The sequence below is a fragment of the Paenibacillus sp. ClWae2A genome (genome assembly GCF_032452295.1).
Taxonomy (GTDB): domain Bacteria; phylum Bacillota; class Bacilli; order Paenibacillales; family Paenibacillaceae; genus Paenibacillus.
In genome coordinates this window covers 193,895-218,647 of sequence record NZ_JAULSQ010000003.1, presented here as the reverse complement: position 1 = coordinate 218,647, position 24,753 = coordinate 193,895, and the positions used below count along the sequence as shown (strand labels likewise).

Genomic DNA, 24,753 nt, shown 5'->3' with positions numbered 1-24,753 from the left:
AACATTGGAATGGAACAACCGAATGAAATGAATGAAAAGAATATGATAATTGAATTAGATAGCGTGAGTGAGATGAAAGAGATGAAGGTGGTTAGCCATATGAACAGTAATGAACGTACTACAGTTGATAGCACGAATGAGGAGTTGGATCTATTAACGTTTGCTGACACCATGGAACCCATCACTGTCAGTCGGAAAGTCACTCATGGGAAGGGGAAAATGGCTGGCAAAAGAGCAGGGCGGGTCAGCATGCTCCTAGGTGCCTGCGCATTGACTCTGGGATTGACCGTGGCAACTCCTTCTGCGGGAGCGCAGAAGCTGGAACAGGGCGTTCGCAGCGAACATGTGCTGCAATTGCAGGAGCAATTAAGTGATCTGGGGTACTTTGACGCCGGATTGACCGGATATTACGGTACGATTACCAAAGGCGCTGTCCGCAAGTTCCAACAGGCACAGGGGCTGAGTGCAGACGGCGTTGCAGGTCCGGCGACACTGAACAGACTGAACAAAAAGGCCAAAGCCGAAGGCGAGACGTTACGCCAGTTGGCGAAGCTGATCCACGGTGAAGCGCGCGGAGAATCTTTTGAAGGACAAGTCGCTGTAGGAGCAGTTGTCATGAATCGAGTGCATTCGGATTTATTCCCATCATCGATCTCGAAGGTCATTTTCCAGAAAGGGCAGTTCACGGCTATAGACGATGGGCAGTTCAATACAAAGCCAACGGCGACCTCTTATAAGGCAGCACGCAAAGCATTAAATGGCGTTGATCCAACGAATGGAGCGCTGTATTATTACAATCCGAAGATTGCCACTTCGGTATGGAGTAAGAGCAGGCCGACGCTACTAACCATTGGGCAGCATGATTTTACGAGATAAGTTTAAGTAGAGATATGTAGTGTAATATTTGAAATGATAATGGTGAACCTCGGCTGTACGCTGCTGAATGCAGACGTGCTACCGGGGTTTGTTTTATATTTTGGTTGTGCAATGAGGATTGTGCATAGAACCGTTTTAGTGGAATATCAATAAAATTATTCTGAGGAACAGATCGAACAGGCTGGATCGACTGTGTTAGAATATAGGAATTATGGAAGTTGGAGGATTGAAGTGGGAATACATAATGAGTTAAGTCAAATTAGAGTCGAAAACCAATCAACTACTAAACAAAAAGTTTTTTCAATTGTATGTGCGATAACGATCGGATTGATTTTAGGTTTAGCGGCAAAGCTTGTGGATGCTCAGGGGATTCACCCTATATTTGACGGGATTTGTGGGCGTCTAGGTATTTGGATTTTTGTTGCCACACTCATATCAGTTTTTAGTTGTTCTCCTAAACTAGCAGCAGTTAAGGTATTCTTCTTTTTTGTGTCGCTGCTAACCGTTTATTACCTATACACCGTGTTTTTCCTGCAGTTCTTTCCAAGGAGAGAAATTGTTTTTTGGGGGATGTGTGCAGTAGTATCTCCAATGTGTGCTTATGTGATGTGGTATGCACGTGGCAATGGAAGGGTATCTAGTTTAGTTGTATCCCTTCCAATCACAGCTCTACTGTCCGAAGGGTATCAATTGCGCGACGCTTACTTGCCCGAGCATACTCATTACTATTTGATCCCAATACTTATGGTAATATATCTAATCATGGCCATTGTTCTATTATTTATTATTCCTACAAGTAGACTTAAATTTTTGATTATACTACCAATATCTATATTATTGTCTTTCATCATAATATATTTTAATGTTCTAGGGCAGTTATTCGGTGGCTTGAACGGAGTGTTATAGTTCACTTTGGCAGATTGTCATACAAATGCGACAGTCTTTTTTACAATAGTATATTTGCTTGTGTCAAAGTCTGGTTCGTCCTGTGTTGCCATAACAGGATTAACATTTGAAAAGATGAGAGCTACTGCAAAAAAGGGTGACTATAATCTTCTTGAAATTCATAATAAAGGGGGATTTATATGAAAAGAGTATCGTTTTTTTTGCTTTTTCTTCTTCTATTGACAGCATCCGCTTGTTCAAACAAAGTCACTTCATATACAGGAGAGAGTGAGAATTGGCGTGTCTCATGTACAGTTCAAAGTAATAGCGATGTAGCCAGCTATGAATATGAAATTAGGTACTTAGGAGATAATCCTTCATTAATCGAAAAAATTAATTACAAATTTATGAGCGAAAATATTCATTCTAAAGGAGAAGTACCTTTTAATAATGTAATCAGAGGAAAAGCTGAAGGGATGTCCCCGTTTTTGGATGAGAATGAATTTCTAGTTCAGATTGATTGGGAAGGAAACTCGGAGAAGATAATTGTTACTAAATAATTGTTTTACAGGCAGAAATATTAGTGATAATACAAATTACAGGCTAAGTGAGGTGAGTAGAAATGAAGTTGCTAAAGACCTCATTAGTTATAGTTGCACTAGTGGTCATCGCTTCTTTTACATGGTATGGCTCTTATAAGAGTGATATGAAGCAGCTGGAGGATGACTTGAGAACATATTTAACCGCCGAAAAAGGAATAGATGGAAATAAGATTATAAGCATCACTGCTCGTCGAAGCAAAATGCCGATGTATCCTGTTGTCGTCAAATTCAAGGACAATCCGCAGGAATATATCTACTATAGAGCAGATGAATGGATTCAGCTGACGCCTGATCCGCATGAATAATTCAATCATACGTACTAAGATAATAGAGGATAATATGCAAAACATTGGATTTACCCATCCAATCCTGTACAATGAATAACGACAAAAACAACGGTAGATTAAGGATGGATTAGCACGATGAGAATTATCATATCACCAGCTAAAAAAGATGAAGATCGACACCGATTTGATGGCTATCGCGCAGATGCCGCAATTTATACATGAGTCAGAACAGCTATTGAGTCTGCTTCAAAAGTTATCCTATGACGAACTGAAAGTGATGTGGAAGTGTAACGATGCAATCGCTGAACAGAACGTGGAGCGGATTCGGAATATGAATATAAGAGCAAATCTTACGCCAGCCATTTATGCCTACGAGGGCATTCAGTATCAATATATGGCCCGGGCGTTTTTCAAAATGATGAACTGGCGTATCTTCAGCAGCATTTACGCATATTATCCGGTTTTTATGGCATTTTACGGCCTTTAGATGGCGTTACGCCGTATCGGTTGGAGATGCAGGGTAAGCTGCAAGGTCCAGGTTTCAAATCGCTCTATCAATTCTGGGGCACAAGTTGGCGGATCAACTTCAATCTGAAAACAATTGTATTCTGAATCTGGCTTCCAAAGAGTATAGCAAGAACATCACGCCTTTCCTGAAAGAGGAAACCCGGATGATCACTTGTGTTTTCGGACAAATGGTCGATGGTAAACTTGTTGAAAAGGCAACCCGGGCCAAGATGGCCAGAGGTGAGATGGTACGATATATGGCTGAGCGGAAGATTACAGATGTGGAGGATATCAGAAGCTTTGATCGGTTAGGTTTTGTTTTTTCAGAAGAGAAGTCGGATGAGTGTACTTATGTATTTATATATTCAGAGGGACATTAGCCTGTTGTACAATGGTTTATAAATTTTGGTTCGTATAGGTTACGCATTCGTAAAATGCCATCAAATAATTCGATGGCTCTTTTTTTTTAGACTAAGGCAGTTTTATTCGGAATATGTTGTACCTACAGAGGTCTACAGGAAGTGACGCCGAATATCATTGAAACCTAATATGAATTTACAAAGTATATATAAAGAAGGATATAATTAGTTGCTATTTATAAATTTGTACTCGGTTACATCCATAGAGGGGAGGACGAATATGCCATTTATTGGGGGAATCATTTTAATTTTTATCCTAGCATTTATTCTATGGTCATTAATGTTCCCGCTATTCAATAAAATAGGTAGTAGAATTTTGAAGAAATACAATAAATTCAAACAAGAGGAGAATGGTGATGAAAAATTCAAAGACGTTTAGGGTAGGGGCAATTGCGGTTGCATTAGTTATTATTGTGGGAGTATTACTGGTGACCTTCTTTTTAACACGAATTCCTAACGGATATGTTGGGGTCGTATATTCACCCAATGGAGGGGTAAAAGATAGTACACTGAGTCAAGGGTGGAAACTTGTTGGAGCGTTTGATAAAGTGACGAAATATCCGATCCGAATTCAAACGGTGGAATACAGAGATATTCAGATTGCTACTTCTGACGGGAAAAACATCACAATTGATTTTGCTTACAACTACCAAGTAGAACCAAGTAAAGTATCTTCTATATTCAATACATTTGGGCCAATTAGCATTCAAGAAATTGAGGATACATATCTCAAAACACGTTTCCGTGACGCAGCTCGTAAAGGTATCTCCAAGTTTACAGTCATTGATGTGTATGGTGAAAAGTCATCCGAAGCAGGAGTAGACGTGCAACAACGTTTTTCTGATGACGTTAAAGAGTTAGGCTTTATTGTATCAAACGTTACTGTAGGTGTTCCTCAACCTGACGCTAAGACTCAGGAAGCAATCGATAAGCGTGTTGAAGCTTCTCAAGAACTGGAACGTAAAACGACTGAACTTGAGATTGCCAAGAAGGAAGCAGAGCGCAAGCGCGTGGAAGCACAAGGTAATGCAGACAAACTATTGATCGAAGCAGAAGGTCAAGCTAAAGCCAATAAAGAGCTTCAACAATCCTTATCGAGTCAACTCGTTGAATATGAAACCATCAAGAAATGGGATGGAGCCCTTCCATATGTAAGTGGGTCCAACACGCCAATGATTCAATTGCCGACTACAAAAACAGAGCAAAATAGCGGCGCTGGGAGCGTATCTCCCTAATAGCGGTTTGAAATGCGCGCCTTGCTTTCTCACCATTTAATGTGTTGAATTCTAATGAACAAGCCGGTCCAATCATGGGCTGACTTGTTCATTTTGAATTTTTTCAAAGGTACTCTGAGGGATTTAGTTAAGCCTTGGCATTGGATTCGCCTGTCCAATCCTGTACAATGGATAACGACAAAAACAACGGTAGATTAAGGATGGATTAGCACGATGAGAATTATCATATCACCAGCTAAAAAGATGAAGATTGATACCGATCTTATGGCTATCGCGCAGATGCCGCAGTTTATAAACGAGTCAGAACAGCTATTGAGTCTGCTTCAAGAGTTATCCTATGACGAACTCAAAGCGATGTGGAAGTGTAACGATGCAATCGCCGAACAGAACGTGGAACGGATTCGGAATATGAATATTAAAGCAAATCTGACACCAGCAATATATTCTTATGAGGGTATTCAGTATCAATATATGGCTCCGGGTGTTTTTCAAAATGAGGAACTGGCGTATCTTCAACAGAATTTACGTATTTTATCCGGTTTTTATGGCATGTTACGGCCTTTGGATGGCGTTACCCCTTATCGTTTGGAGATGCAGGGCAAGCTGCAAGGTCCAGGTTTCAAAACGCTCTATCAATTCTGGGGTAGCAAACTCGCAGATCAGCTTCAATTAGAAAGCAACTACATCCTAAATCTGGCTTCTAAAGAGTATAGCAAAAATATTCTGCCTTTTCTGAGTGAGGAAACCCGGTTCATTACATGCGTATTCGGACAAATCGTCAATGGGAAGCTTGTTGAAAAGGCAACCTGGGCCAAGATGGCCAGAGGGGAAATGGTACGTTATATGGCAGAACACAAGATTACAGATGTGAAGGACGTAAGAAACTTTGATCGACTTAACTTCGCTTTTTCAGAAGAACGATCCGACGAGAGTACGTATGTATTCATACAAGCAGAGGGAAAGTAGCCTGCTGTGCGCTGATCATGTACCAGAATGATAACTATTTGATTCACTTAAAAGTCGCCAACTGGCGGCTTTTTTTATTCTTCAGATAATAACTCTAAGTCCTAATATAAATAGGAAAGATTAACTCAGTTAAAATAGCATTTGAACTACATCTAATCTATTATTCTATTTCGTATCAGGATAATTACAGGTTATATTTTAAATTGTTATCTGAGATATAAAAGGAAAAAAGTCCCTGAATTTGGGGACTAATTTACTATGTCCTAAAATAAGGAAAATGACGATAATGATTTATTAGGCTCCATTTATACATCTGTTGAGGGAGGAAATGGAGAAAAAACATAAAGGAGGAATATGAATTCCATGAGTTTAAGAAAAGGTTTTATTGTTTTTCTGATGGCTTTGTTGTTGATTGGAACCATCTATCCGACTAGCGGTTATGCGCTTTCGAATCAATTGGATGCCATAATAACAACTGAAAGTAGCACGGAGAAAGTTGATGTTCCTATGGAGGAATCAACTTTAACAGACAACGAATATCTGGAAGATATTGATCCGGATTTCTATGAAGAACCGGAAGGTGTAGACGAATTTATCGAAGAACCGGAAGATGAATCGACGGTTACTGATGATACATACGGGGAGAACTCTTTCTCTGCTCAAGCAATGGCCATGGCAGACGAAACTTTGACCATGAGTCCTGGAGATTCCTATACGTTCACGAATAACGGAAGTGCGACAAGATCGTTAAGTACGAATGCGGCGACCTCAAGAAGTAGTGCGTACGATTACGTTATTTATAGACCAGATGGCAGCATCATGGGCGAAAACATGGACTCTACTAGTAGTTTATCAGTAGGTTCAGGCTATACAGCTGTGATCACCTCGACGGGTCAGAATCCTTTTACGGTGACAATTCGTTCAGAATTTTCCTACAGTGTATCAGCTAACCCAGCCATGCTTAGGGTTACGTTATCCAAAGGAGAGAGCTATCGATACTTTAATGAAGGGACACAGTCAAGAGTTCTAAGTGCCGATACTTCCACAGCTCAGGACAGGAAGATAGATTACGCTTCATACAAAGAAGATGGTAGTCTTGTAGCTTCCAATTTCCAAACGACTGGGAAACCTTCACTTGCGGGAGGGAACGAAATCATTATTACTGGTGCGGGCTCACAGCCTGTTAGTGTTGGTTTTCCCTATGAAGTCTATACCGGTGAATGGAGCGATGAGCCAGCCTATACGCGTACAACGCTATATCAGGGAGATAGCTACCAGTTCACTAATATCAGTTCCAAATCCGATGCACTCCAAACGGATGGAACGACCAAAGATAAGCATGATTACGTTGTTTATCTTCCGGATGGAACGGAAAGTTCTACAGGGACGAATACGACTACTAAACCTACTGTAGCAGCAGGAAGAACCGCCGTTGTAACTTTGGTTACAGCAACGCCTGTAACATATGGTGTGCCCTATCGGACATTTGATGTCCAAAAAGCCGGTGGCGATGCAATTACTCGAATCACTGTATATCCTGGAGAATCTATGATTTTCAGTAATAATGGTTCGTTGGCCAATCCGATAAAAAACAATGCCAGCAGTACCAATGGAGCCCTTTTTGACTATGTTCTTTATACAGCAGAAAACGTCGTTCATTCGGATGGATTCAACAAAAATACAAATCCGATCATTCGTTCACAAGGTTACGCAGTCGTGACTGTAGTTGGGCAAGTCCCAATTGAGTTTAGTTATACGGATGATTTCTCGGTTGAAGAAAGCATGGAACCTGCGTACCATCGCGTAACACTCAAACAGGGAGAAAGCGTGACATTTTGGAATAACACTACTGATCGGGAATATCTCGACAGTGATGCGTCCACCACCCAAGGGCGGATCTTTGATTACGTCACCTATTATCCAGATGGTACAGAACGCAGTACAAGAAAAGCAACAACGGTTGAACCCGTTGTTTACTATGGAAATAAAGCAGTAATCACAGGTGTATCTGCTCAACCTGTAACCATAGGGGCGATTTACACCATTTTTGATGTAGAGGATCGACCAAATGAAGCACTAACTAAGATTACGGTATCACCGGGTCAATCGGTCAAATTCCATAATGGAGGCTCACTCAGCAACCCAATACGGAGTAACGCCAAAAAATTAGGTGCACTGTTTGATATTGTGGTGTATAAGGCAGACGGCAGAGCACATAGTGACAAATTCAATAGCAATGTAAGTCTCGCTACCATTCCTTCTGGTGGTGAAGCCGTCGTTACGGTAGGGGGAAGTACACCTGTAACATTTGAATACACGGATGATTTCTCTGTCGTGGACAGCCAGGAACCAGCTTATCTGCGCGTTACGTTGAACAAAGGCGAGAGTTATGCCTTTACCAACATAAGCTCAGATGCGAAAAGGGTCCGAAATGATGCTTCCAGCAGCGAGGGGCGGGTGTATGATTACACGATTTACAACGTAGATGGAACAGTGTCAAGCAGTAGAACAGCAACAGCGATTGAGGCGTATGTCTTGGGTGGTAAAAAAGTTGTTGTTACCAACATCTCGGATCAACCCATAACGTATGGTGGGATTTACCGTGTTTTCCGTGGACAAGATGATCAAGTCCCTTCACCAGAATCGGAAATCACTGTTAACCAAGGGCAGAGCGCAGTATTTACAAATCCGGGTTCGGAACCTGCTCAAATTGAACGAATCGCAGGAGTAGCATCCGTTGTGGATTATACAGTCTACGATAAATCTAATAAAGCATTGTATTTCGTGGAAGGTATGAGTCATGCAACATGGGATATTCCAGCAGGTGCAACGCTTGTTGTTACCGTAGTATCTACGGAACCTGTAACGATTAAATATCAATCTCCTGTGACAGCCAGCTCAAGTCAGGAGCCTGCACTTATCAAGCGGAATTTGACGCCAAATAACACGCTCTTGTTCTCGAATACCTCACCTTATGAGGCTATACTCGTTGGTTCTCCTTCTGAAGGAGGAACCTATGATTACGTTATTCGGAATCAGAATCAAGTGGTTATTAAGGAAGGAAAGAACGCTACAGGAGGACAATTTGTACCTGGAAAGTCTGACATTCAGGTGCATAACGTGTCAGCTCAAACGCTGAAATTTGTAGGTGCTTATCGGCACTTTACGGTCAAGGAAGTGGAAGTGGAGTTTCTGACTTTGTATGAAAACACAGAGACGGCGCTTCCGACAGTTCAGCAAGGGAACGTATACTACCGTTTTAGTCCGTATAGCTCTGACAAGTATCGGATTGCCATAAAGGAATCAGGTGATTTTTCCATTGAACCTCGGATCGAATTGTATTCAGATAAGGAACTCAGCATTCCGGTAGCTGCTTCAATAGAGCAAGAACAGGTATATGGTGAGCAATATACCGTTCTTGAATGGGAGCTTGAAGGTGGACAGAATTATTATATCAAGCTAAGTGAAAAAGAAGGAAAACCGATTCAGGGAGCCATAAAAGCAGCATGGATGAACATTCGTAATGACAATAGCTATGAGTACGGCTATGGCAATCAATTGCTTAAAGTCGTTCTATTTACAGGAGATCAAATTGTGTTTGAGTATGATCGCAACGGTAATTTAACGAAACGAACGAAAAAGATTTTCCCATTTAATTAATGATTGTCTAAATCTAGGTTGAGGTGATGGAGTGTTTAAGAAAATAACGATTGTTTGGTTATGCGTCATATTGGTTCTTAGTGGGTTCGGTTCCTTTGGATATGGAGGACAAGCAGCAGCGGCGGCAGAAGGTAGGGATTCCCTCCCTTCCGCTACCTACATTACAATCCATAGTTTAAAAGAGCAATTTGGTATTAAAGAAGATTGGATTGAGAAAAAACTAGATCAAGGTTACTCGCTGTACCAGTTGTATAAAGCTTTACAGACAGATCGCACAGGCGGCGAGGCTGCTGAAAAATGGCTAGAAGCACAAGAAATAAGCGAACCGATTCAAATGGAGGGGCTACGCCCTTCCGGATCATCACAGCAAAATAACTTCTCGATTAATGCTCTTAATGAGGATGCTCCAGGTACAGGAACAACCGTGGACGAAACTGGACTTAACCATGTAGATATCCGAGATGACGCATCGCTTTATATGACATCTTATGGGGCAGAATCCATCTCAACTGCTACAGGGGAAATGATGATTCAAAGTACTGACCTTTCTCTACCTGGTCTCATTCCGTTTGATCTGACTCGCGTCTATGACAGTGCTAGAGCGAGTGGACAGCTGGGCGTTGAATATGACGAAACTACACAGACATATTCCAATATGGTTACGCCACGCAAGGAAGAACTCTCTGCTGGATTGGGGCAAGGCTGGCGTTGGGACATTCCTTTCATGGAAAAGCGTGGTGATCATCAGTATATTCAGATTCCAGGCGTGGGCTATTACCGCTTAAACGCGAATCTAGAACTGGAAGGTTACGTATGGAATGACTTAACCGTTAAGCGAGATGCGACCGTGACTGTTAATGGCGTATCTAGCAGTTATCGTTTATCCATCCGAAACGGCTACGATTATCTATTTAATGAAGCCGGAGAGCTGTTGCAAATTACAGATGGCTACCGTAATACCGTGAATTTTCACTATACGACATTGAACGGAAACCAAGTTATTGCACGAATTGAAAACAGCGAAGGTCAGGCGCTGACATTTGCTTATGACAACCTGAAGGTTACTGTACAGCTTGCAGGAACGGATCGGAAAGCAACATACACGCAACGCGAGGACGAAGGCATTCGCATTTTGCGAGAATACACGGATGCTCTCGATCGCACAACGACGTATACGTACTATTATCCGGAATCCAAATTCAATTTTCTGCCTGAGTTGCAAAGCAACCAAAATGCTCAAGGTGTGATGCATACAGCGTTGCTATCGCGCATTACAAGCCCCTCATCAGCTATAACGGATTATGCATATATTCCGGCGCTGAAGCAGATTGGCGAAGCTTCCTCTCATTTCGTATTCCAAGTAAGAGAGCGCAAGAGCCAGTTTAGTACAACGGATGGCGAAGGCGTTCTGGACAAGGTTAACTTTGAGTACTCTGGAGAAGATCTGGACTCTTACGGTCAATCCGCATTATGGACAACGAAAGTGAAAGCAGAGAACACCGCAGATACTTGGACGTTTTCCAAAACGTTTAGCGCTGCAGCTCATCCAGATTTGGTTCGCGCAGATAAGCACACGTTAACTGGAGATGACGTGACTTATTCCACGGAGTTGCAGTACGATAACCAGACGAAGCGAAACCTTCCGACTCAAATGACGGAGTGGGTTAGTGAGGGGGGACGTGCAGGCGAGAAGCTAACCACGACCATGACCTATGATACCAATGGAATGGTGACTTCAGAAAAGCGCAGTACCGGACAAGAATCCACTTATGCGTATGAAACGAGTAAGGCTCCATATCACTGGATCAAACCTATTCGTTCGACCAGCAAGATTAATAGTACCTTGGAGAGATACACCGAAACAACCTATAACAGCCAAGGTTCCGTTCTGCGGAGCACAACTAAAAATGGATACGGCGGGCAGTTGCTCACTGAATCGGAAGTGAAGTTGGATGATAAAGGAAGAGTCACCAGCACCACGGATAAAGGCGGCTATTTAGCTAAAGACAGCGTAGCGACGTTGAGTTATCAGGCTAATGCAGGGCATTTGGTGAAATCCAAGTCCATAACCGTGAATGATGCTGCTGGTAAAGCAGAAGCCCTCGTGGAATCGTATCAATATACGAATGCTGGTGAACTGGAAAAGACAACCGATGCATCCGGGGAACAGGAATCGTATCAGTATGATAAGAGAGGGCGACTTCTACAAATTGTCCATGCTGATGGTACGAAATCAACTACGGCGTATGATGATGTTAAGAACATCATTACAAATACATCGGCTGATGGCATTGTCACGACCGAGCGGTATAATCCGTTAGGTCTTTTGGTAGAAGAGCAGACGGCTGAGGCTACGTATAAATACGCCTATGACCGCGAAGGTAATGTAACGGCTGTTGAGGATGCTGAAGGCAATGTTACGAGAGTTGTAGTCGACGCGTTTGGGCAAGTGATAGAGACGAAGTATCCAGACGGGACCACCGGAACAACCAACATTGATGCTGTGGCCCAAACGGTGACCTATAAGGATGCTGCTGACAATCGCACACGAGAGAAGAAGGATTTAATTGGTCGAGTGACGGCGGTGGAAGAATATAGGAATGGTGCATATGTTCCGTTACAACAAACCGAGTATGATATCGATGGTAACGTAATTGCATCTATCGATGGTAACGGTCAACGAACGACATATACGTATGATGCGCTTGGACAAATCACGACGGTAACCACACCGAAGCAAGAGACAAGTCGCTACTTCTATAGCTATCAAGGCCAAGTGACACAGATCGTATCACCGAATACGCAAACAGTCACAAAACAGTATGATGAATTGGGAAGACTCATCAAACAAACGCATCCGAGTCCAGCCGGGTATGCGACAACGTTATATTATGATAAGAAAAGCAATCTGATTAAAAAACAGGATCGACTTGGGAAAGTAACAGAGTATACGTACAACAGTGACAATATGCTCACAGGTATGAAAGCACCGGATACGAATGTATCCTATACGTACGACGAGATTGGCCGCAGAACATCGATGACCGATGATCATGGAAAGACCACGTACAGTTATAGAGTGGCAGATGGGATGTTGAACGGACTGACGTTCCCGGATGGGACACGACTTGATTACGAAAACAATACCCAGCAACGTCTAGGGTATACCTTAACGGATGCCAAGGGACAATCCTTGCGCATTCACGGCGAAGTAGACGGCATGAATCGGGTAACCTCCATGGATATTACCTCGGGTTCAGGAGGGGCTTCTGCACTTGCAGCATCGGGAACGACGCCTGTGGATCGTATGACATTCAGTTATGCGTCCAATAGTTTGCTGGAGAAATTGTCGTTTGGCAAGGGCCTCAGCACAAGCTACCAGTTCAATGGCTATGACCTGTCGGGAATCACGATCTCTCAAGGGACATCTGCGGTGCAACAGTTCGCCTATGAATATGATGGGAATAAAAACATCACGTCCCGTACACAGAACGGGGAAACCGATCAATACACATACGATGAATTGAGCCGGATTCAGACCGAAACCGGCACACAAAAAGAAACGTATACTTATGATCCGAATGGTAACCGATACAGTACCGGAAGTGGTAAGGTATACGGTCTAAAGGATGCACAGTATACGTATGACAGCCAGAATCGTCTGATCAAAGCAACGGGTGAAGGCAAAACGGTAACCTACAGCTATAATGGAGATGGACTGTTGTATGAACGTACGGAAGGCGACAAAACGATTCGTTATTATTACGATGAAGAAGCCAAACTTATGGCTGAGGCCGCTGTAACGTCTGGAAAAGCAGAGCTAACATATGCCTATATCTATGATCTGTATGGACAATTATGGGCTCGCCAAGACAAGCAAACAGGTAAACTGGAATACTACCAATTGAACGGTCATGGCGATGTCGTTGGCCTCGTGGACGATGCAGGCAAAGTGCTGAACAGTTACACCTATGACATATGGGGTGGACCGTTAACGACGGAAGAAACCGTACCGAATATGCTTCGTTATGCCGGAGAATATTGGGATGATACGGTAGGTCTGCAATATCTGCGAGCACGCTGGTATGATCCAGGTATGGCACGTTTCATCGGTGAGGATACGTATGAGGGAGAATTGAATGATCCATTAAGTTTGAATTTGTACTCTTATGTAAGTAATAATCCTCTAAAATATGTAGATCCGAGTGGGCATGTGGCCGTAGATGTAGATGTTTTCAACATTAACTGGAAATTAAATTCCTTAAAAGCAGATTGGGTTTACTGGGATGGGGTTTTTAAAGGATCCAAAGACAATTCATCAATGTGGGTTCACGCACACAAAAAAAGAAACCAAGCTGCAAGTCAAGCAAAAGCGATAAGAAACAGCAATAAAGGAATGCAAGGACTTTTAAAGCAAAGTGATCCCGTCTTTAATGCATTTGTTTTACAAAATGATACTTCAAGAAATATGAAAGTAATGGTAGACCCTAAAAGTAATATAGTTTATTATGCGGACGCGTCAAAATATAATTGCACTGGTTGCATTTACGATGAGACAACGTACACGAAGGGAAAAGCAGATGCAATTATGGGGGATGTTTCCTCACGACTTACAAGTCTAGTTACCAGTGAAAAATTCGGGAATGTAAACTATTTAGTAGCATCAGTTTTTGGCAATGTTGAAGTAACTAAAAAGGGTACGGTAACTACTATGATCTATGTGGCCAACCCCAAAGGGTATACTATGCAAACTGTAATTGTTACTAGTGATGGTAAACCTACTGCATGGACTGGTTGGAATCCATACTATTAAGTATTTTGTAGGGAAGAGGTGTTATTTTGAGAAAGGTATTAATAATAGGTGTTTTATTAATGATTACCATATTCATTTTTTTTATTTTTATTAAAGATTCAGCTCCAGTACAAACTAGCAGGCATATAATATCAGTCGACCTTAAAGATAATTCATGCAAGGTAACTGTTAATGATCCACCAAAGCCTATAAACAGGAGTACTCAAACAGAACGATTTGAAAGTCCATCATGTAACAAATTAAAAGAAGGTGATTCAATAACCTATCGGTATCTGAATGAAGGGAAGTATCTATACATCGTTTCAATTAATAAAGAACCAACGAAAGATCCTTTGTCAGGAGTGGTAACTAAAAAGTTAGAAAATGAAGGAGCCTTCTATATTAAAGTTAAATCAAACAGTTTTGGAGATGAAACATTTCCTATAGACAAGAAAGTTTGGAACAAAGTAAATATTAGATCCAATGTTATTTTTTATCTAGATAATTGGGACACCCCTATTAACATAACAAAAATACAGTAAAAGATTGTTTGAAAAAATGAGAGAAATGAGTTCATTCTTATATTGCATTTTAATATAAAATTGCCGTATCTTTCTTAAAGAAGATGACCTCGTTATACATCGGGGCATCTTCTTTAATATTAATGAGAGTATGAGTTGCAACCTTCGGCATATCCGTTGTATTAAGAAGATTGGAGATACTAGCATGATTGAATATAGGTATACAATTGAATATAAATAACTCAACGCTGAATTTTGGGCTAAGGGTGCTAAAGGGGTCGCAACTAAGATTCTATTGGGGACTGACAAATTGAGCAAAATGATTAAAAGCTCAGAAGAGTTTGAGAAAGCATCACGTTTGGTTTCAAAAGTAATTTGTGTTGACGAGAGGTTACCAAATCCAGTATTTAAAGTTTCCTTTCCAAATAAAGTTGTTTTTGATTTTGATTATGTAATGAGCTGTAAATTTTGGGGTGAATTAGAGAAAATCATGGATGCTTTTGGTGACCCCTCTGTAATTATGGCTGTTTTAGATCCAGACCCTGTAAATTATTACTACAGTGATTTTTCCCAATATAACTGGTGCGTTTTACAAAAGGGTACCACCGCTGATGAGTATTGGAATATCCTTAATCATGGACCAGAAGAAAGCCCTGCTGATGCTATTCTATCTAATTCTGAAATAGTTATATGGTTATCGTCGTCGCTGAATTGGGCAATATGGGGAGAAAGAAGTTACGGCATTTGTATTTTAGGTTTTAACGATGAAATGAGCAAGTACAGTAGTGACTCATGTTTTTCAATAGACAGGGCTATTACTGATTTGGTGGCCTTAAACTTTACCAAAGGTATACCCGAAGATGTGACTAATAAGTTAATGAAACATTATAGTATTAAGAACTAGGAACTGATAAGACCTTGAGGACTCTAATCCTCAAGGTCTTTATTTAATATCCCCTCCTTTGTATGCCTCATATAAAAAGGATATGAAGGATCTTGAAGATGGTTTAAGAACGTATTGAACCGTTAAAAAGGGATAGATAACAAATAATATTGTTTGCATTAAAGCTCGTCGTAGGAAATTCTTCAGTGTCCTATTGTGGTTAAATTTAAGGACAACTCACAAGAATATGTGTACAACTACAGAGAAGAGCAATGGGTGCAACTAACGCTTTAAAGTATTCCAAAATCAATTGAATGTTATGAATTGTAATGCGACATTGAATTCACGTAGCGAATCCTGAAAGTCGGATTAAACGTATTGAGACCATACGTTTAATAATGAGCAAATTAAAACAAGTGGAACTGGAAGGTTTGACCCTATTGAACTAGACACTCGGCAATTTCCTTGAAAAGTGTCTCTGCTACTGCTCTTAGGGTAATCTCACAACGAAAAAAAGACGCAGGGGATGTGTATCCCTGCGCCTGATCAAGAAATCAAATCGGTGTCCATCAATCCAGATAGGTTAAAAAAGACTCTAAAAAAAGTTTTTCTAACGCAAGCTGGGCAGAGCCTTTAGCACTTGTTAACGGATGATTAGCTCGTTCCAAAGCCGCACGAATTAGAGACTTGGCGGAATCTTTGTCAGCAAACACATTGTCCATGCGTATACGGGCTTCCTTAGCATCATAACGAAGCATCAGGCTGTATTCCATCTCCATATGTCGCACCAGCAAGGAGGAACCTGCAATTTTACCATCAGCATCGGTTAAGGGATTGAAGCCACTGTTTTTCGTCTGCTTTGTTCCACGCATCCTGGACCTTCTTGAGACGCATTCTTCAAGGCCGTCTGAGCAAATGTACTAACACAATTGTTAGCAGAAGAGTGAGCTGTCATAGCCAATTCCTCCAATATTCATATTACATCCTTCCTGTTAACGAACATTAATCCAAGCGGTCCACTGTGTTGGAATGTTAATGGAATAGACCGTACCTACAAATTGCCCGCCTGTTGTATTAGGGGATTCATAAACCCAAGAATGGGCAAAAGCATCTATGACACGATCACCATCCAGATCAATAGCTTCAGACCAGTTGTTGGTCATTGTATTGCCGGCGAGTTTGCCGTAGTGACTGCTGTCATAACCGATCTGGAACGTAATACACTGAATCCAAGCCCCACCATGATCATTGGTCGTGGAGAGCGGATTGTTATTGAAGCCGTAAATTTCTTGACCGCCATTAGGAGATACAACACCATATACATTAATGTGAGATACTTTCGGAGCAGGCGCAAACAGAACTGGACCACCCGCATTATCAGCCTTCTGCGATTCAAATTCAGCCTTAGCCGCTTTCACAGCTTCACGGAATTCTTTGGAATTAATAATTTCTTCCTTTGTCATAGGTTTGGCTTGAGTCACGTCACCGTCTGCATAAGCAGCAACATTAAACGAAAGCACTAGAACAAGAATAAGAGCTAAACTAAACAATTTTCTCATAGCAATAAATTCCACCTTTCTTGTTATGGGTATTCTTTAACAAAAACATGCGGATACGACAAATAGACCTGCTTGCAGATTAAAGCCTCGTGCCCTCCTCTCTTATGAAAATGGTAGAACTCTACAGGCTAGAAAACTCTATGAAGTAGGAATGTATATGTAAATTGAATGCCTGCCAATGATTATGTGTTGCAGACAAAATGTAAAACTCAATTATAATAATTGATATTTTAGATGTGGTAGGCCCTGATACTTTTGGTGAAAATATAAAATTCAAAATAATTATTTAAATTGAAATATATTCCATTTATATAAACATATAGTACCTCTAATTACCAATTCAAGTCAAGTTTATTTATTAATTCTATGAATTGTTAAAGCGTGTTTCTCGTCGCAGTAAAGATGCTACAGTATCCTGTAGTAGTAAAAGGAAAACCCTCAGGGACATGTGTGCACCTAAATAGAGATCGTATGGGGCTGAGGGACGGATATAAATCATTCTAAGCGTGGATTGATGCAGTGAAATCAGGAGGTTAGCCGGATGTAATTGCCATTAAACTTCTGCTAACATAGTTTTATTATATCTTAGATGAGCGGTGAAAATGGATGAGTACCATTAAAGTCCCCCCTGAACAGTTACATAACGTATCGAATCAAATAGATCAGGCGAGACATCAATTGGAGCATATACGGGAGGATCTCTCAAGACAGATCATGTTCCTTCAGCAGATGTGGCTGGGTGTGACGCAGGAGCGATTCTACTATGAATTTGAGCAGTCACGCCCTGTATTGCAGAAGGCGCTGGAAAGTATGGTGGGCATCTCCAAGGAACTCAAGGATATCGCCATGCGGTTTGAGAATGCTGATGCTCAGAAGGTGAGTCTGGGTAATGCCGTTGGTACTGTTGGCGCTGTAGCGATGATGGAGACCTCGAGATATTATGCCGGTTCGGATGATAAGGGCTATGGGATGGCACAAGTCAATGTTTTTGGAAAGTGGATGTCGATGCCTGTCAACGAGAATGGAGTTACGGATCAGTCTGCACTCCAAGCTTATGAGAGAGATCAGGGGCATTTGGATATTAATCGAATGCAGGCTGTAACTGCTGAAGCGTCAGGGGAAGATATCTTTGCGATGCAGATCAAGACATTTGAAATGGAATTCATCCCTTCACAGGTGAGCCTGTATCCGATAAGTATGCTCAAATCATGTTGACTTCTCTAAAGTTCAGCCAGCTATTTATGGCATTTCAGATGGTTCGCGGGAGTATGCCGGGTGGCAAAGGGCCGTTTCGCGTACCTTCTTCTCATCCAGCTGTGGCGAAGATTAAAAAGAATTTGGAATCGGCTGAGGCAAGGAAAGCAAGTAATATTAAAGGGATGGGTAAAGATACATACACTGGAGGCAGGAATCACAAAGAGTTGGATGATTTGGCTCGAGATCCTTCTGGTGGTGGGAAAATAGAACCCAAAAATATAAATGAAAGAGATGTTGGATTACAATTAGAAGCAAGAGGTGATTTAGGGAGAATAATACGTGATTCACAAGCAGATAAGGGCGCAGAGTTCATTGATACCACTACGGGCATAAAGTGGGACGTGAAGAGTTTTGAATCATATCCAAGTGGTAGGAACGGAATACCTATAACCAATCCTAAAAAGGGTGCTTTTACTATTCAAAATGGTATGCAAAAAATACATGAAGAATTTGCTAAGGGGCATGACGTAATTATTGATACGAAAAAAATGGTGCCAGAGCATATTGAACAACTGAAGAAAGCAATTGATAAAGAAGGAATAGCAGATAGAATATTATGGTTCCCCTAAAGGAGTGGAAAAATGGAAGAAAAAGATATTATCAATATGTTTGATTTGCATAAAAAGTGGGTTGAGACAATTGGTGATGAAGGTGAGCAGTTAAAGTTAGATGAAGTTGATTTAAGAGTTTTTGACTTATCTGATGTATTACTTGAACAATCCTATTTAATAGATTGCACTTTTGATGATCTCAAACTGGAAAATATTGATTTTCATTCATCATTATTAGCCTCATCAACTTTTATCAATACATGTTTAGATAAATGTGATTTTTATAAATCAGATCTCAGGTATACGGATTTTTCCAACTGCATCATTAAAAATAGTAGATTTAGTAAAGGTGATTGTTGGGAAGCAGCATTTAATAACGCATGTTTAGTTGATTGTAATCTGATTAATGTATCTTTCCATTTAACCGATTTTAGAAATGCAAGACTAGAAAATATAGATATAAGTGTATCGACATTTAAAGATACGTTGTTAAACGGAGTAACACTAAAGGGTATTAAAGGGATAGAAGAAGCTTTTTTTCAGAGTATAAATATTGGCACACCGGAAAAACCATTGCTGTTAGAAAAAGAAGAAGCTAGGAGATGGTTTTTAGAAAAATGTGAATCTTAAATATTTATTTCATTTTCACACGCCATACAATTGTATTCTCAGAGAACCTAGAGGATTTGCAAAAAAATTGAGGAAGACTCTTTTAATGAAAAATTGGAATAAATTGCAGCAAAATTTCTACAAAAACTCTTAGATTGAGTTTAATAAGAGTAAGGATGATGGCCTTGACTTTACAAAAAACAGTGGAAACACTGCATCAGTGGATTGACCAGAATTGGTCGACATTAGATCAGATAGAATTAAAAACAACGAGAGAGACGGTAGACTCTTTATACAATAAATTGATATCTGAAATAGATCATACGGACAACTCGGATCATTTATTGGAAGCAATCAATTACGAACTTACTCATTTCTTTCTGTCCATTCCTTGTGTAATGAAGATGTATCAAAGATTGATTTGGTTAAATCCATCCAACCGTTCCTACTATGAAAGGTTTACAGATTACCTTTTACAATATGGTCCCGATTGGGAGGAAGAGGCGAATACTTTAATCGAACTTTACATGAAAGAAGATCTTCGAAAGGCTTGTGAATTTACACAAAAGATTGAGCAAGTTAAAAATTTTGAAAAATAAGTAATCCATGTCCAAGTATCATTTAAGATGGTGACCCTATAAAAGACTTCATCAATGGTTTGAATAGGAGGAGATATGTTGATTACTCAAATGAATGAGGAAATTTTTTCGACTAATTTATCTAAAGCAGTTGATACGATAAGGAAGACTAAACACATTTCGAGCGATATCGTTAAGTTTGTCATAGAGCCCGTTGAGGAACAGGGGAAAATGTTAGATGGTGGCGATGAAATGATGAAACGTTTTGTGTTATCTAAAGAGAATGTTGGCGGTAAAAAACTATGGTTAGAAGATGTTGTTGGGGTTTTAGGAGGGCTTTTTCCGAAAGCTCCTATATGGATTAATGTATCTTTTATAGAAATTGAAGGAGATACCGCTATCTTCAAGCTGGAAACCAGTTTGCGTTTTAGAAAACCGACTTTATTAAGAAATGCTGAAACAGGTCATGCTCCTTTTAAAGCTATTGTATAAAGTATGTGAAGATTGTCTAATATCTTTATGGAAATTTAAGTAGAGGCTACTTAATTAGTATTGATTCATCATTCAACAAATACAGCAGATTGATCGTGGTCAATATATCACCATGATTAATCTGTTCTTTTGTTAGACTACAAATTTAGTGCTACTTTTGGAGGTGAATAAGTGCATGTCAATCAGTGCTGTAATATATGAACGACAAAATGTTTTTGAACAGAGTTTCTTTGTTCCCATTGCTACGGAATCGTTTTTTAAAGAATGTTGGCAACCTGCGATTGAAGCACTGGGGTTGAAAGAATAACAATTCTTCAAAATAAATTGCCACTAGCATTTCAGCGCAAAGATGCTGTTGTTTTTATAGGATAGATAGGTTATTAGTCATGTTACAGTTTGATGGGACTACCCAGGGCAGAGTGAATCCATCATTCAATCAATAACATAAGCTCTGTATAAAGACATCATCAATTGAGTTGTACGCAGGAAAAGGCTTTGGGTTCATCCCTAATTAATGTTACTCTGTTACATCGAACAGGTCGATTATGGTTAGATATCACTATGATTGATCTGTTTTTTTATTACATTGGTTTTTTAAGAAATGACTTGGACACAACTGATTGGAGATATGAACATGATTAAGTATAGGTATACCATTGAATATAAAGAAGATTTCAACGAAGTTATTGTTGATTTAGGTAGGGATTCATCTTTACAGAATGGTTATCTGATTAATAATTCTTTGGGATCGGATATATTTGTAGACTTCGCCACGATCCAGGAAGAGATCGGAAAGTTAATCGAATTACTGAAAGGGGAAATAACGTTATACGAAGGTGGAGGGAATGTGAACTTAATAAAATCTGACAAGTCTTTCACAACATTTGAAGATATCTTCGCAGAAGAAGATGAAGAGGACAGTACCTGTGAAATTGAAACATTAGAATATGTAAAGATACTATTGTTGTGGGCAAAAGAGAACTTTCAGTATAAGAGCCAGCGAGGCGCTATCTTGAAATAAGAAGCGGAATTAGCATTAGAGTGGGTAAACGAAAAATATATTGAGGTTTTCGTTTTTGATCAAAAGATCGAGCGTATCAACAATAGATCTGTAATATTTTTCTGAGAAAAGTGAAATTTTTCATTACTCAAAAGTTACTGCAGTATAGTGGATTCGGAAAAACGTGTGCGATTCAACGGTTAATAATATATCAAGAAAGTAATTGATAGATCCATTACATATACCTAAATTGTTTCACTAAATGCGCGTAAGAACCAATTCATCTGCAATACTCAATGAATTTCCCAAAGGAATAACATCAAGAGCGCGAAATTCAAAATATAAGGAATCTTAAAAGACAAAAAAGCCTAAGCCCTCAGTATCTTGAACGAGGAATTTGGCTTATGATCTTCAGCTTTAACAGCTGCATCCGATTGGTGATAAAAATTATGGTTTATTTGTCCATTCATTTCAAATTCTTTATCACTAGTTTCTGTATGCTCGAATCCGTTTTGCTCTAAAACTTTTTGAGATGCTATATTGTTAGTGGTTGTTTTTGCCTTAACTTCTTTTATATCTAAGTCAACTATTGTATTGAGTAATGCTTTTTTAGCAACACCTTTTCCAGTGTGGACTTGTCCCACTCTATAGCCGAGAAATCCTATTTTATTGGAATCATCAATATCAACTAAATTTATTCTTCCAAGAATAGAGTTATTTTCGTCTTTGATTAAATAAAAAAGGAGAGTCCTTTGACTTGTTCATCAAGCAGAGATTCATTCCTTACTTTAAAAACCTCAGGTATGTAATAATCCTCTACTCGATACGGTATCATTTTCTCGAAAAAAATCCTGTTTTCAATTTCGCATTCATACAAGCTTTCAACATCTGTGACTTTTAAATTCTCAATTACTATATGCATTATACTTTCCTTTGCTTCTGTAAACTATAATTTGTACTACGATAGTTTGTTCTAGTTCCGTATTTTTGGATATGTTGAATAAATACTGAATTTATTGCAATTAAGTTTTGTACATCAAGTATAATATCCCATTTCGTTATTCAACATTATGGGCGATTGATGGATATTCAAATACCTAGTAAATTCAAACAATATTTGGATGAAAATTATGGCAACCTAGGCTCGGAGATGTGGGCGTATATTATGGGTTTTTTGAACACTTGAGCAATTATATGAACAACGAGTCCGCAGTCTTACAATTAATCAAAGTGAAGGTAAGACTTTTAATTCATATAACTTGGTCCAATTTATTAGTCAAGCTGAGAGGTTCTTAGGCTGTGAGAGTAGTGCTGTTGTAAATGATGTTATTAAGGAGATAGAGACTGTTTATGAAAAAAGAGGATTCTATTTTACTTAACAATTATTTTGTTGATAATAACGATAAATTATATAACAAATTTAAAGCACGGGTCCTGGAAAAAAATATTCTGACATCTTGGATGATGTATTCGTGAATTCCAAAGAATCAAGGCATCATTTTTACAAAAACTTTTTTTGACGTAAGTGAAGCTTTCGTTAAATGGGAGGAAGTTAACAGCAGTTAATCCGGCTTTACAATCGTTATAAATATAACTTTTAATGATATTAATATTAGTGCCGAAATAGCTGAAATTAATTATGAAGGCGAATTTCTCACAGTAGCATTCTCTGCGCCATATTTATTTAAATCTACAGATGATCTGACGGAAGTAGTGAGTAAAGAATTGAAAATGTACTATCTTGAAGATTATCTTGAAGATTATATTAGCATATTGCGAATATTAGCCAAAATGCTAAAGCCATTCATTAGTGAATGGCATTTTCTTTTTAGGGATGTAGCCATCAAGGTCTTATAGTCAGGTTAAGCTTTTTTATGTATAATTTTCCATGAAGTTATTACTTGTTAAGGAGAATGTACATATTATGAGTAAGAGAAAAGAGTTCTACCACAAACACATACAGAAGCATGTGTTTGAGGAGTTGGAAATACCAGATACACCTAAAATCGTAGAAAACTCATCAGAAGAAGCAGCTTCAAAAGAGGAACTAAAGATTTCTGAGAAAAAGGTACATAGGGTTTTGACCCTAAAATCAATATTAATAAGTTTCTTTATAATTTGGGCAGCTTCAGGAGTACTTATTTATACTTTTATTCCTAAAGATGATAGAGGAACATTTGGAGATATGTTCGGTGCAATTAATGCTCTTTTTTCTGCTTTTGCTTTTGGTGGGCTTGTATACACCTTATTTATTCAACGATATGAATTGAGTCTGCAAAGGAAAGAACTTGAAATGCAGAGGCTGGAAGTTGCCAGAAATGCTGATCAACTGGAAGAACAGAAAAATGTAATGATACAGCAAAGCTTTGAAAACACATTTTTTAAGATGATTGAACTTCACCACAATATATTAGCCAATTCATTAATAATTGAGACTGGTAAGGATACTGAAGTAACAAGGCTTCACTATTTCCGTCTTGGCTTGGAGGGACAAGCGAAATTAGCTAAAAATGAGCATGATTTAAAAGAGAGGGTTTTTAATGAAATATCGACTCCAAGAGGAGAATGGATTAAGCAATATATAAATAACTTTTACTGCATGCTTCTGTTGACAGAACAATTTTGTAAGAACACAAATATTAATGCCAGGGAATCAGATTATGCGCTGATTATTCTCTCGCAACTATCTGATGATGAAAGGGTCATAATTTTTTATGTTTTGGGGTATGAGTTTAAACAAAGGTTGTTGTTGGATCGATTTTATTTTTTAGAGGATCTGAATCCTGGTGCGCCAGAACATGCTAAGTGGATGAGAAAACTATATAGAGACTGTTTATGAGGTGACGAATAATATCGTCTCCTTTTCTTTTTTATAAAATAAAATTATCAAGCAATTGTAAATATGAAAGTAGGTGATTTAAAACCTTTAGTTTCGTAGTGATCAAGGAATTACTTGTATCCCTGTTTCGAAGATGAAACTAGGGCAAAGCAAAGGTTGTGTATGGGGTAGATAAGATGGAGTTAAGCAGTTCTGTAGTAGACCTGTTTGCACTAAGAAATAATGTTGCATATTG

General features: G+C 39.4%; 21 protein-coding genes and 1 pseudogene. 19 read left to right on the top strand and 3 right to left on the bottom strand.

What is annotated here, in order from left to right:
- The first annotated feature begins 219 nt into the window (after positions 1-219).
- From QVE09_RS12215 to QVE09_RS12155, 11 genes and pseudogenes are all read left to right on the top strand, one after another.
- The gene (locus QVE09_RS12215) at positions 220-876 is read left to right on the top strand and encodes a cell wall hydrolase (RefSeq protein WP_074096969.1); all 657 of its coding nucleotides are present in this window, start codon (positions 220-222) and stop codon (positions 874-876) included.
- A 231-nt stretch (positions 877-1,107) separates the two neighbouring features.
- Complete coding sequence (locus QVE09_RS12210) at positions 1,108-1,782, top strand: hypothetical protein (RefSeq protein ID WP_315937025.1); 675 nt, start codon at positions 1,108-1,110, stop codon at positions 1,780-1,782.
- Between the two features lie 179 nt (positions 1,783-1,961).
- The gene (locus QVE09_RS12205) at positions 1,962-2,321 is read left to right on the top strand and encodes a hypothetical protein (RefSeq protein ID WP_315937024.1); all 360 of its coding nucleotides are present in this window, start codon (positions 1,962-1,964) and stop codon (positions 2,319-2,321) included.
- A gap of 62 nt (positions 2,322-2,383) precedes the next feature.
- On the top strand, positions 2,384-2,668 hold the full coding sequence (locus QVE09_RS12200; protein WP_074095744.1) for a DUF3139 domain-containing protein: 285 nt from the start codon (positions 2,384-2,386) through the stop codon (positions 2,666-2,668).
- Between the two features lie 148 nt (positions 2,669-2,816).
- Positions 2,817-3,537, top strand: a pseudogene (yaaA, locus tag QVE09_RS31535) (peroxide stress protein YaaA).
- Between the two features lie 395 nt (positions 3,538-3,932).
- A complete protein-coding gene (locus QVE09_RS12180) occupies positions 3,933-4,811 on the top strand; it encodes a prohibitin family protein (protein WP_192268650.1) in 879 nt (292 codons plus the stop codon).
- Positions 4,812-5,024: 213 nt separating this feature from the next.
- Positions 5,025-5,777: a peroxide stress protein YaaA gene (gene yaaA, locus QVE09_RS12175; protein WP_315937021.1), complete on the top strand. Its 753-nt coding sequence runs from the start codon at positions 5,025-5,027 to the stop codon at positions 5,775-5,777.
- A gap of 363 nt (positions 5,778-6,140) precedes the next feature.
- Positions 6,141-9,437: an RHS repeat domain-containing protein gene (locus QVE09_RS12170; protein ID WP_074095741.1), complete on the top strand. Its 3,297-nt coding sequence runs from the start codon at positions 6,141-6,143 to the stop codon at positions 9,435-9,437.
- A gap of 31 nt (positions 9,438-9,468) precedes the next feature.
- Positions 9,469-14,250, top strand: coding sequence for an RHS repeat-associated core domain-containing protein (locus tag QVE09_RS12165; RefSeq protein ID WP_315937020.1), 4,782 nt, complete (start codon positions 9,469-9,471; stop codon positions 14,248-14,250).
- A gap of 26 nt (positions 14,251-14,276) precedes the next feature.
- Positions 14,277-14,771, top strand: coding sequence for a hypothetical protein (locus QVE09_RS12160; protein ID WP_074095739.1), 495 nt, complete (start codon positions 14,277-14,279; stop codon positions 14,769-14,771).
- A 289-nt stretch (positions 14,772-15,060) separates the two neighbouring features.
- Positions 15,061-15,654, top strand: coding sequence for a hypothetical protein (locus tag QVE09_RS12155; protein ID WP_315937019.1), 594 nt, complete (start codon positions 15,061-15,063; stop codon positions 15,652-15,654).
- 548 nt (positions 15,655-16,202) lie between these two features.
- Here QVE09_RS12155 and QVE09_RS12150 read toward each other — a convergent pair.
- Together QVE09_RS12150 and QVE09_RS12145 are read right to left on the bottom strand one after the other, a co-directional pair.
- On the bottom strand, positions 16,203-16,505 hold the full coding sequence (locus tag QVE09_RS12150) for a hypothetical protein (protein WP_315937018.1): 303 nt from the start codon (positions 16,503-16,505) through the stop codon (positions 16,203-16,205).
- A gap of 120 nt (positions 16,506-16,625) precedes the next feature.
- Positions 16,626-17,192, bottom strand: a complete 567-nt coding sequence (locus QVE09_RS12145; protein ID WP_315937017.1) for a DUF4879 domain-containing protein — start codon at positions 17,190-17,192, stop codon at positions 16,626-16,628.
- Positions 17,193-17,798: 606 nt separating this feature from the next.
- On the opposite strand from QVE09_RS12145, the gene QVE09_RS12140 reads away from it, so the two are divergent.
- The 7 genes from QVE09_RS12140 to QVE09_RS12110 all read left to right on the top strand — a co-directional run bounded on the left by QVE09_RS12140 (position 17,799) and on the right by QVE09_RS12110 (position 21,700).
- A complete protein-coding gene (locus QVE09_RS12140; RefSeq protein WP_315937016.1) occupies positions 17,799-18,407 on the top strand; it encodes a WXG100 family type VII secretion target in 609 nt (202 codons plus the stop codon).
- Positions 18,408-18,460: 53 nt separating this feature from the next.
- Complete coding sequence (locus QVE09_RS12135; protein ID WP_315937015.1) at positions 18,461-19,018, top strand: hypothetical protein; 558 nt, start codon at positions 18,461-18,463, stop codon at positions 19,016-19,018.
- A 12-nt stretch (positions 19,019-19,030) separates the two neighbouring features.
- Complete coding sequence (locus QVE09_RS12130) at positions 19,031-19,630, top strand: pentapeptide repeat-containing protein (RefSeq protein WP_133385454.1); 600 nt, start codon at positions 19,031-19,033, stop codon at positions 19,628-19,630.
- 164 nt (positions 19,631-19,794) lie between these two features.
- The gene (locus QVE09_RS12125) at positions 19,795-20,208 is read left to right on the top strand and encodes a hypothetical protein (protein WP_315937014.1); all 414 of its coding nucleotides are present in this window, start codon (positions 19,795-19,797) and stop codon (positions 20,206-20,208) included.
- Positions 20,209-20,283: 75 nt separating this feature from the next.
- Entirely contained in the window at positions 20,284-20,679 is a 396-nt protein-coding gene (locus QVE09_RS12120; protein WP_315937013.1) for a hypothetical protein, read from the top strand.
- A 175-nt stretch (positions 20,680-20,854) separates the two neighbouring features.
- Positions 20,855-20,986: a hypothetical protein gene (locus QVE09_RS12115; protein WP_315937012.1), complete on the top strand. Its 132-nt coding sequence runs from the start codon at positions 20,855-20,857 to the stop codon at positions 20,984-20,986.
- A gap of 327 nt (positions 20,987-21,313) precedes the next feature.
- Entirely contained in the window at positions 21,314-21,700 is a 387-nt protein-coding gene (locus QVE09_RS12110; RefSeq protein ID WP_315937011.1) for a hypothetical protein, read from the top strand.
- A 347-nt stretch (positions 21,701-22,047) separates the two neighbouring features.
- On the opposite strand, the gene QVE09_RS12105 is transcribed toward QVE09_RS12110, so the two are convergent.
- Entirely contained in the window at positions 22,048-22,362 is a 315-nt protein-coding gene (locus QVE09_RS12105) for a GNAT family N-acetyltransferase (protein ID WP_315937365.1), read from the bottom strand.
- Between the two features lie 1,241 nt (positions 22,363-23,603).
- Between QVE09_RS12105 and QVE09_RS12100 the strand changes: the two genes are divergently transcribed.
- Entirely contained in the window at positions 23,604-24,518 is a 915-nt protein-coding gene (locus tag QVE09_RS12100; protein WP_315937010.1) for a hypothetical protein, read from the top strand.
- The last annotated feature ends 235 nt before the right edge of the window (positions 24,519-24,753 follow it).

Excerpts from the sequence above, each read along its gene's own strand:
- QVE09_RS12215 (WP_074096969.1), top strand. The coding sequence starts at position 220 with ATGGCTGGCAAAAGAGCAGGGCGGGTCAGCATGCTCCTAGGTGCCTGC.
- QVE09_RS12205 (WP_315937024.1), top strand. The coding sequence starts at position 1,962 with ATGAAAAGAGTATCGTTTTTTTTGCTTTTTCTTCTTCTATTGACAGCA.
- QVE09_RS12200 (WP_074095744.1), top strand. The coding sequence starts at position 2,384 with ATGAAGTTGCTAAAGACCTCATTAGTTATAGTTGCACTAGTGGTCATC.
- QVE09_RS12180 (WP_192268650.1), top strand. The coding sequence starts at position 3,933 with ATGAAAAATTCAAAGACGTTTAGGGTAGGGGCAATTGCGGTTGCATTA.
- yaaA (WP_315937021.1), top strand. The coding sequence starts at position 5,025 with ATGAGAATTATCATATCACCAGCTAAAAAGATGAAGATTGATACCGAT.
- QVE09_RS12170 (WP_074095741.1), top strand. The coding sequence starts at position 6,141 with ATGAGTTTAAGAAAAGGTTTTATTGTTTTTCTGATGGCTTTGTTGTTG.
- QVE09_RS12150 (WP_315937018.1), bottom strand. The coding sequence starts at position 16,505 with ATGCGTGGAACAAAGCAGACGAAAAACAGTGGCTTCAATCCCTTAACC.
- QVE09_RS12145 (WP_315937017.1), bottom strand. The coding sequence starts at position 17,192 with ATGAGAAAATTGTTTAGTTTAGCTCTTATTCTTGTTCTAGTGCTTTCG.
- QVE09_RS12140 (WP_315937016.1), top strand. The coding sequence starts at position 17,799 with ATGAGTACCATTAAAGTCCCCCCTGAACAGTTACATAACGTATCGAAT.
- QVE09_RS12135 (WP_315937015.1), top strand. The coding sequence starts at position 18,461 with ATGCCGGGTGGCAAAGGGCCGTTTCGCGTACCTTCTTCTCATCCAGCT.
- QVE09_RS12130 (WP_133385454.1), top strand. The coding sequence starts at position 19,031 with ATGGAAGAAAAAGATATTATCAATATGTTTGATTTGCATAAAAAGTGG.
- QVE09_RS12120 (WP_315937013.1), top strand. The coding sequence starts at position 20,284 with ATGTTGATTACTCAAATGAATGAGGAAATTTTTTCGACTAATTTATCT.
- QVE09_RS12115 (WP_315937012.1), top strand. The coding sequence starts at position 20,855 with ATGTCAATCAGTGCTGTAATATATGAACGACAAAATGTTTTTGAACAG.
- QVE09_RS12110 (WP_315937011.1), top strand. The coding sequence starts at position 21,314 with ATGATTAAGTATAGGTATACCATTGAATATAAAGAAGATTTCAACGAA.
- QVE09_RS12100 (WP_315937010.1), top strand. The coding sequence starts at position 23,604 with ATGAGTAAGAGAAAAGAGTTCTACCACAAACACATACAGAAGCATGTG.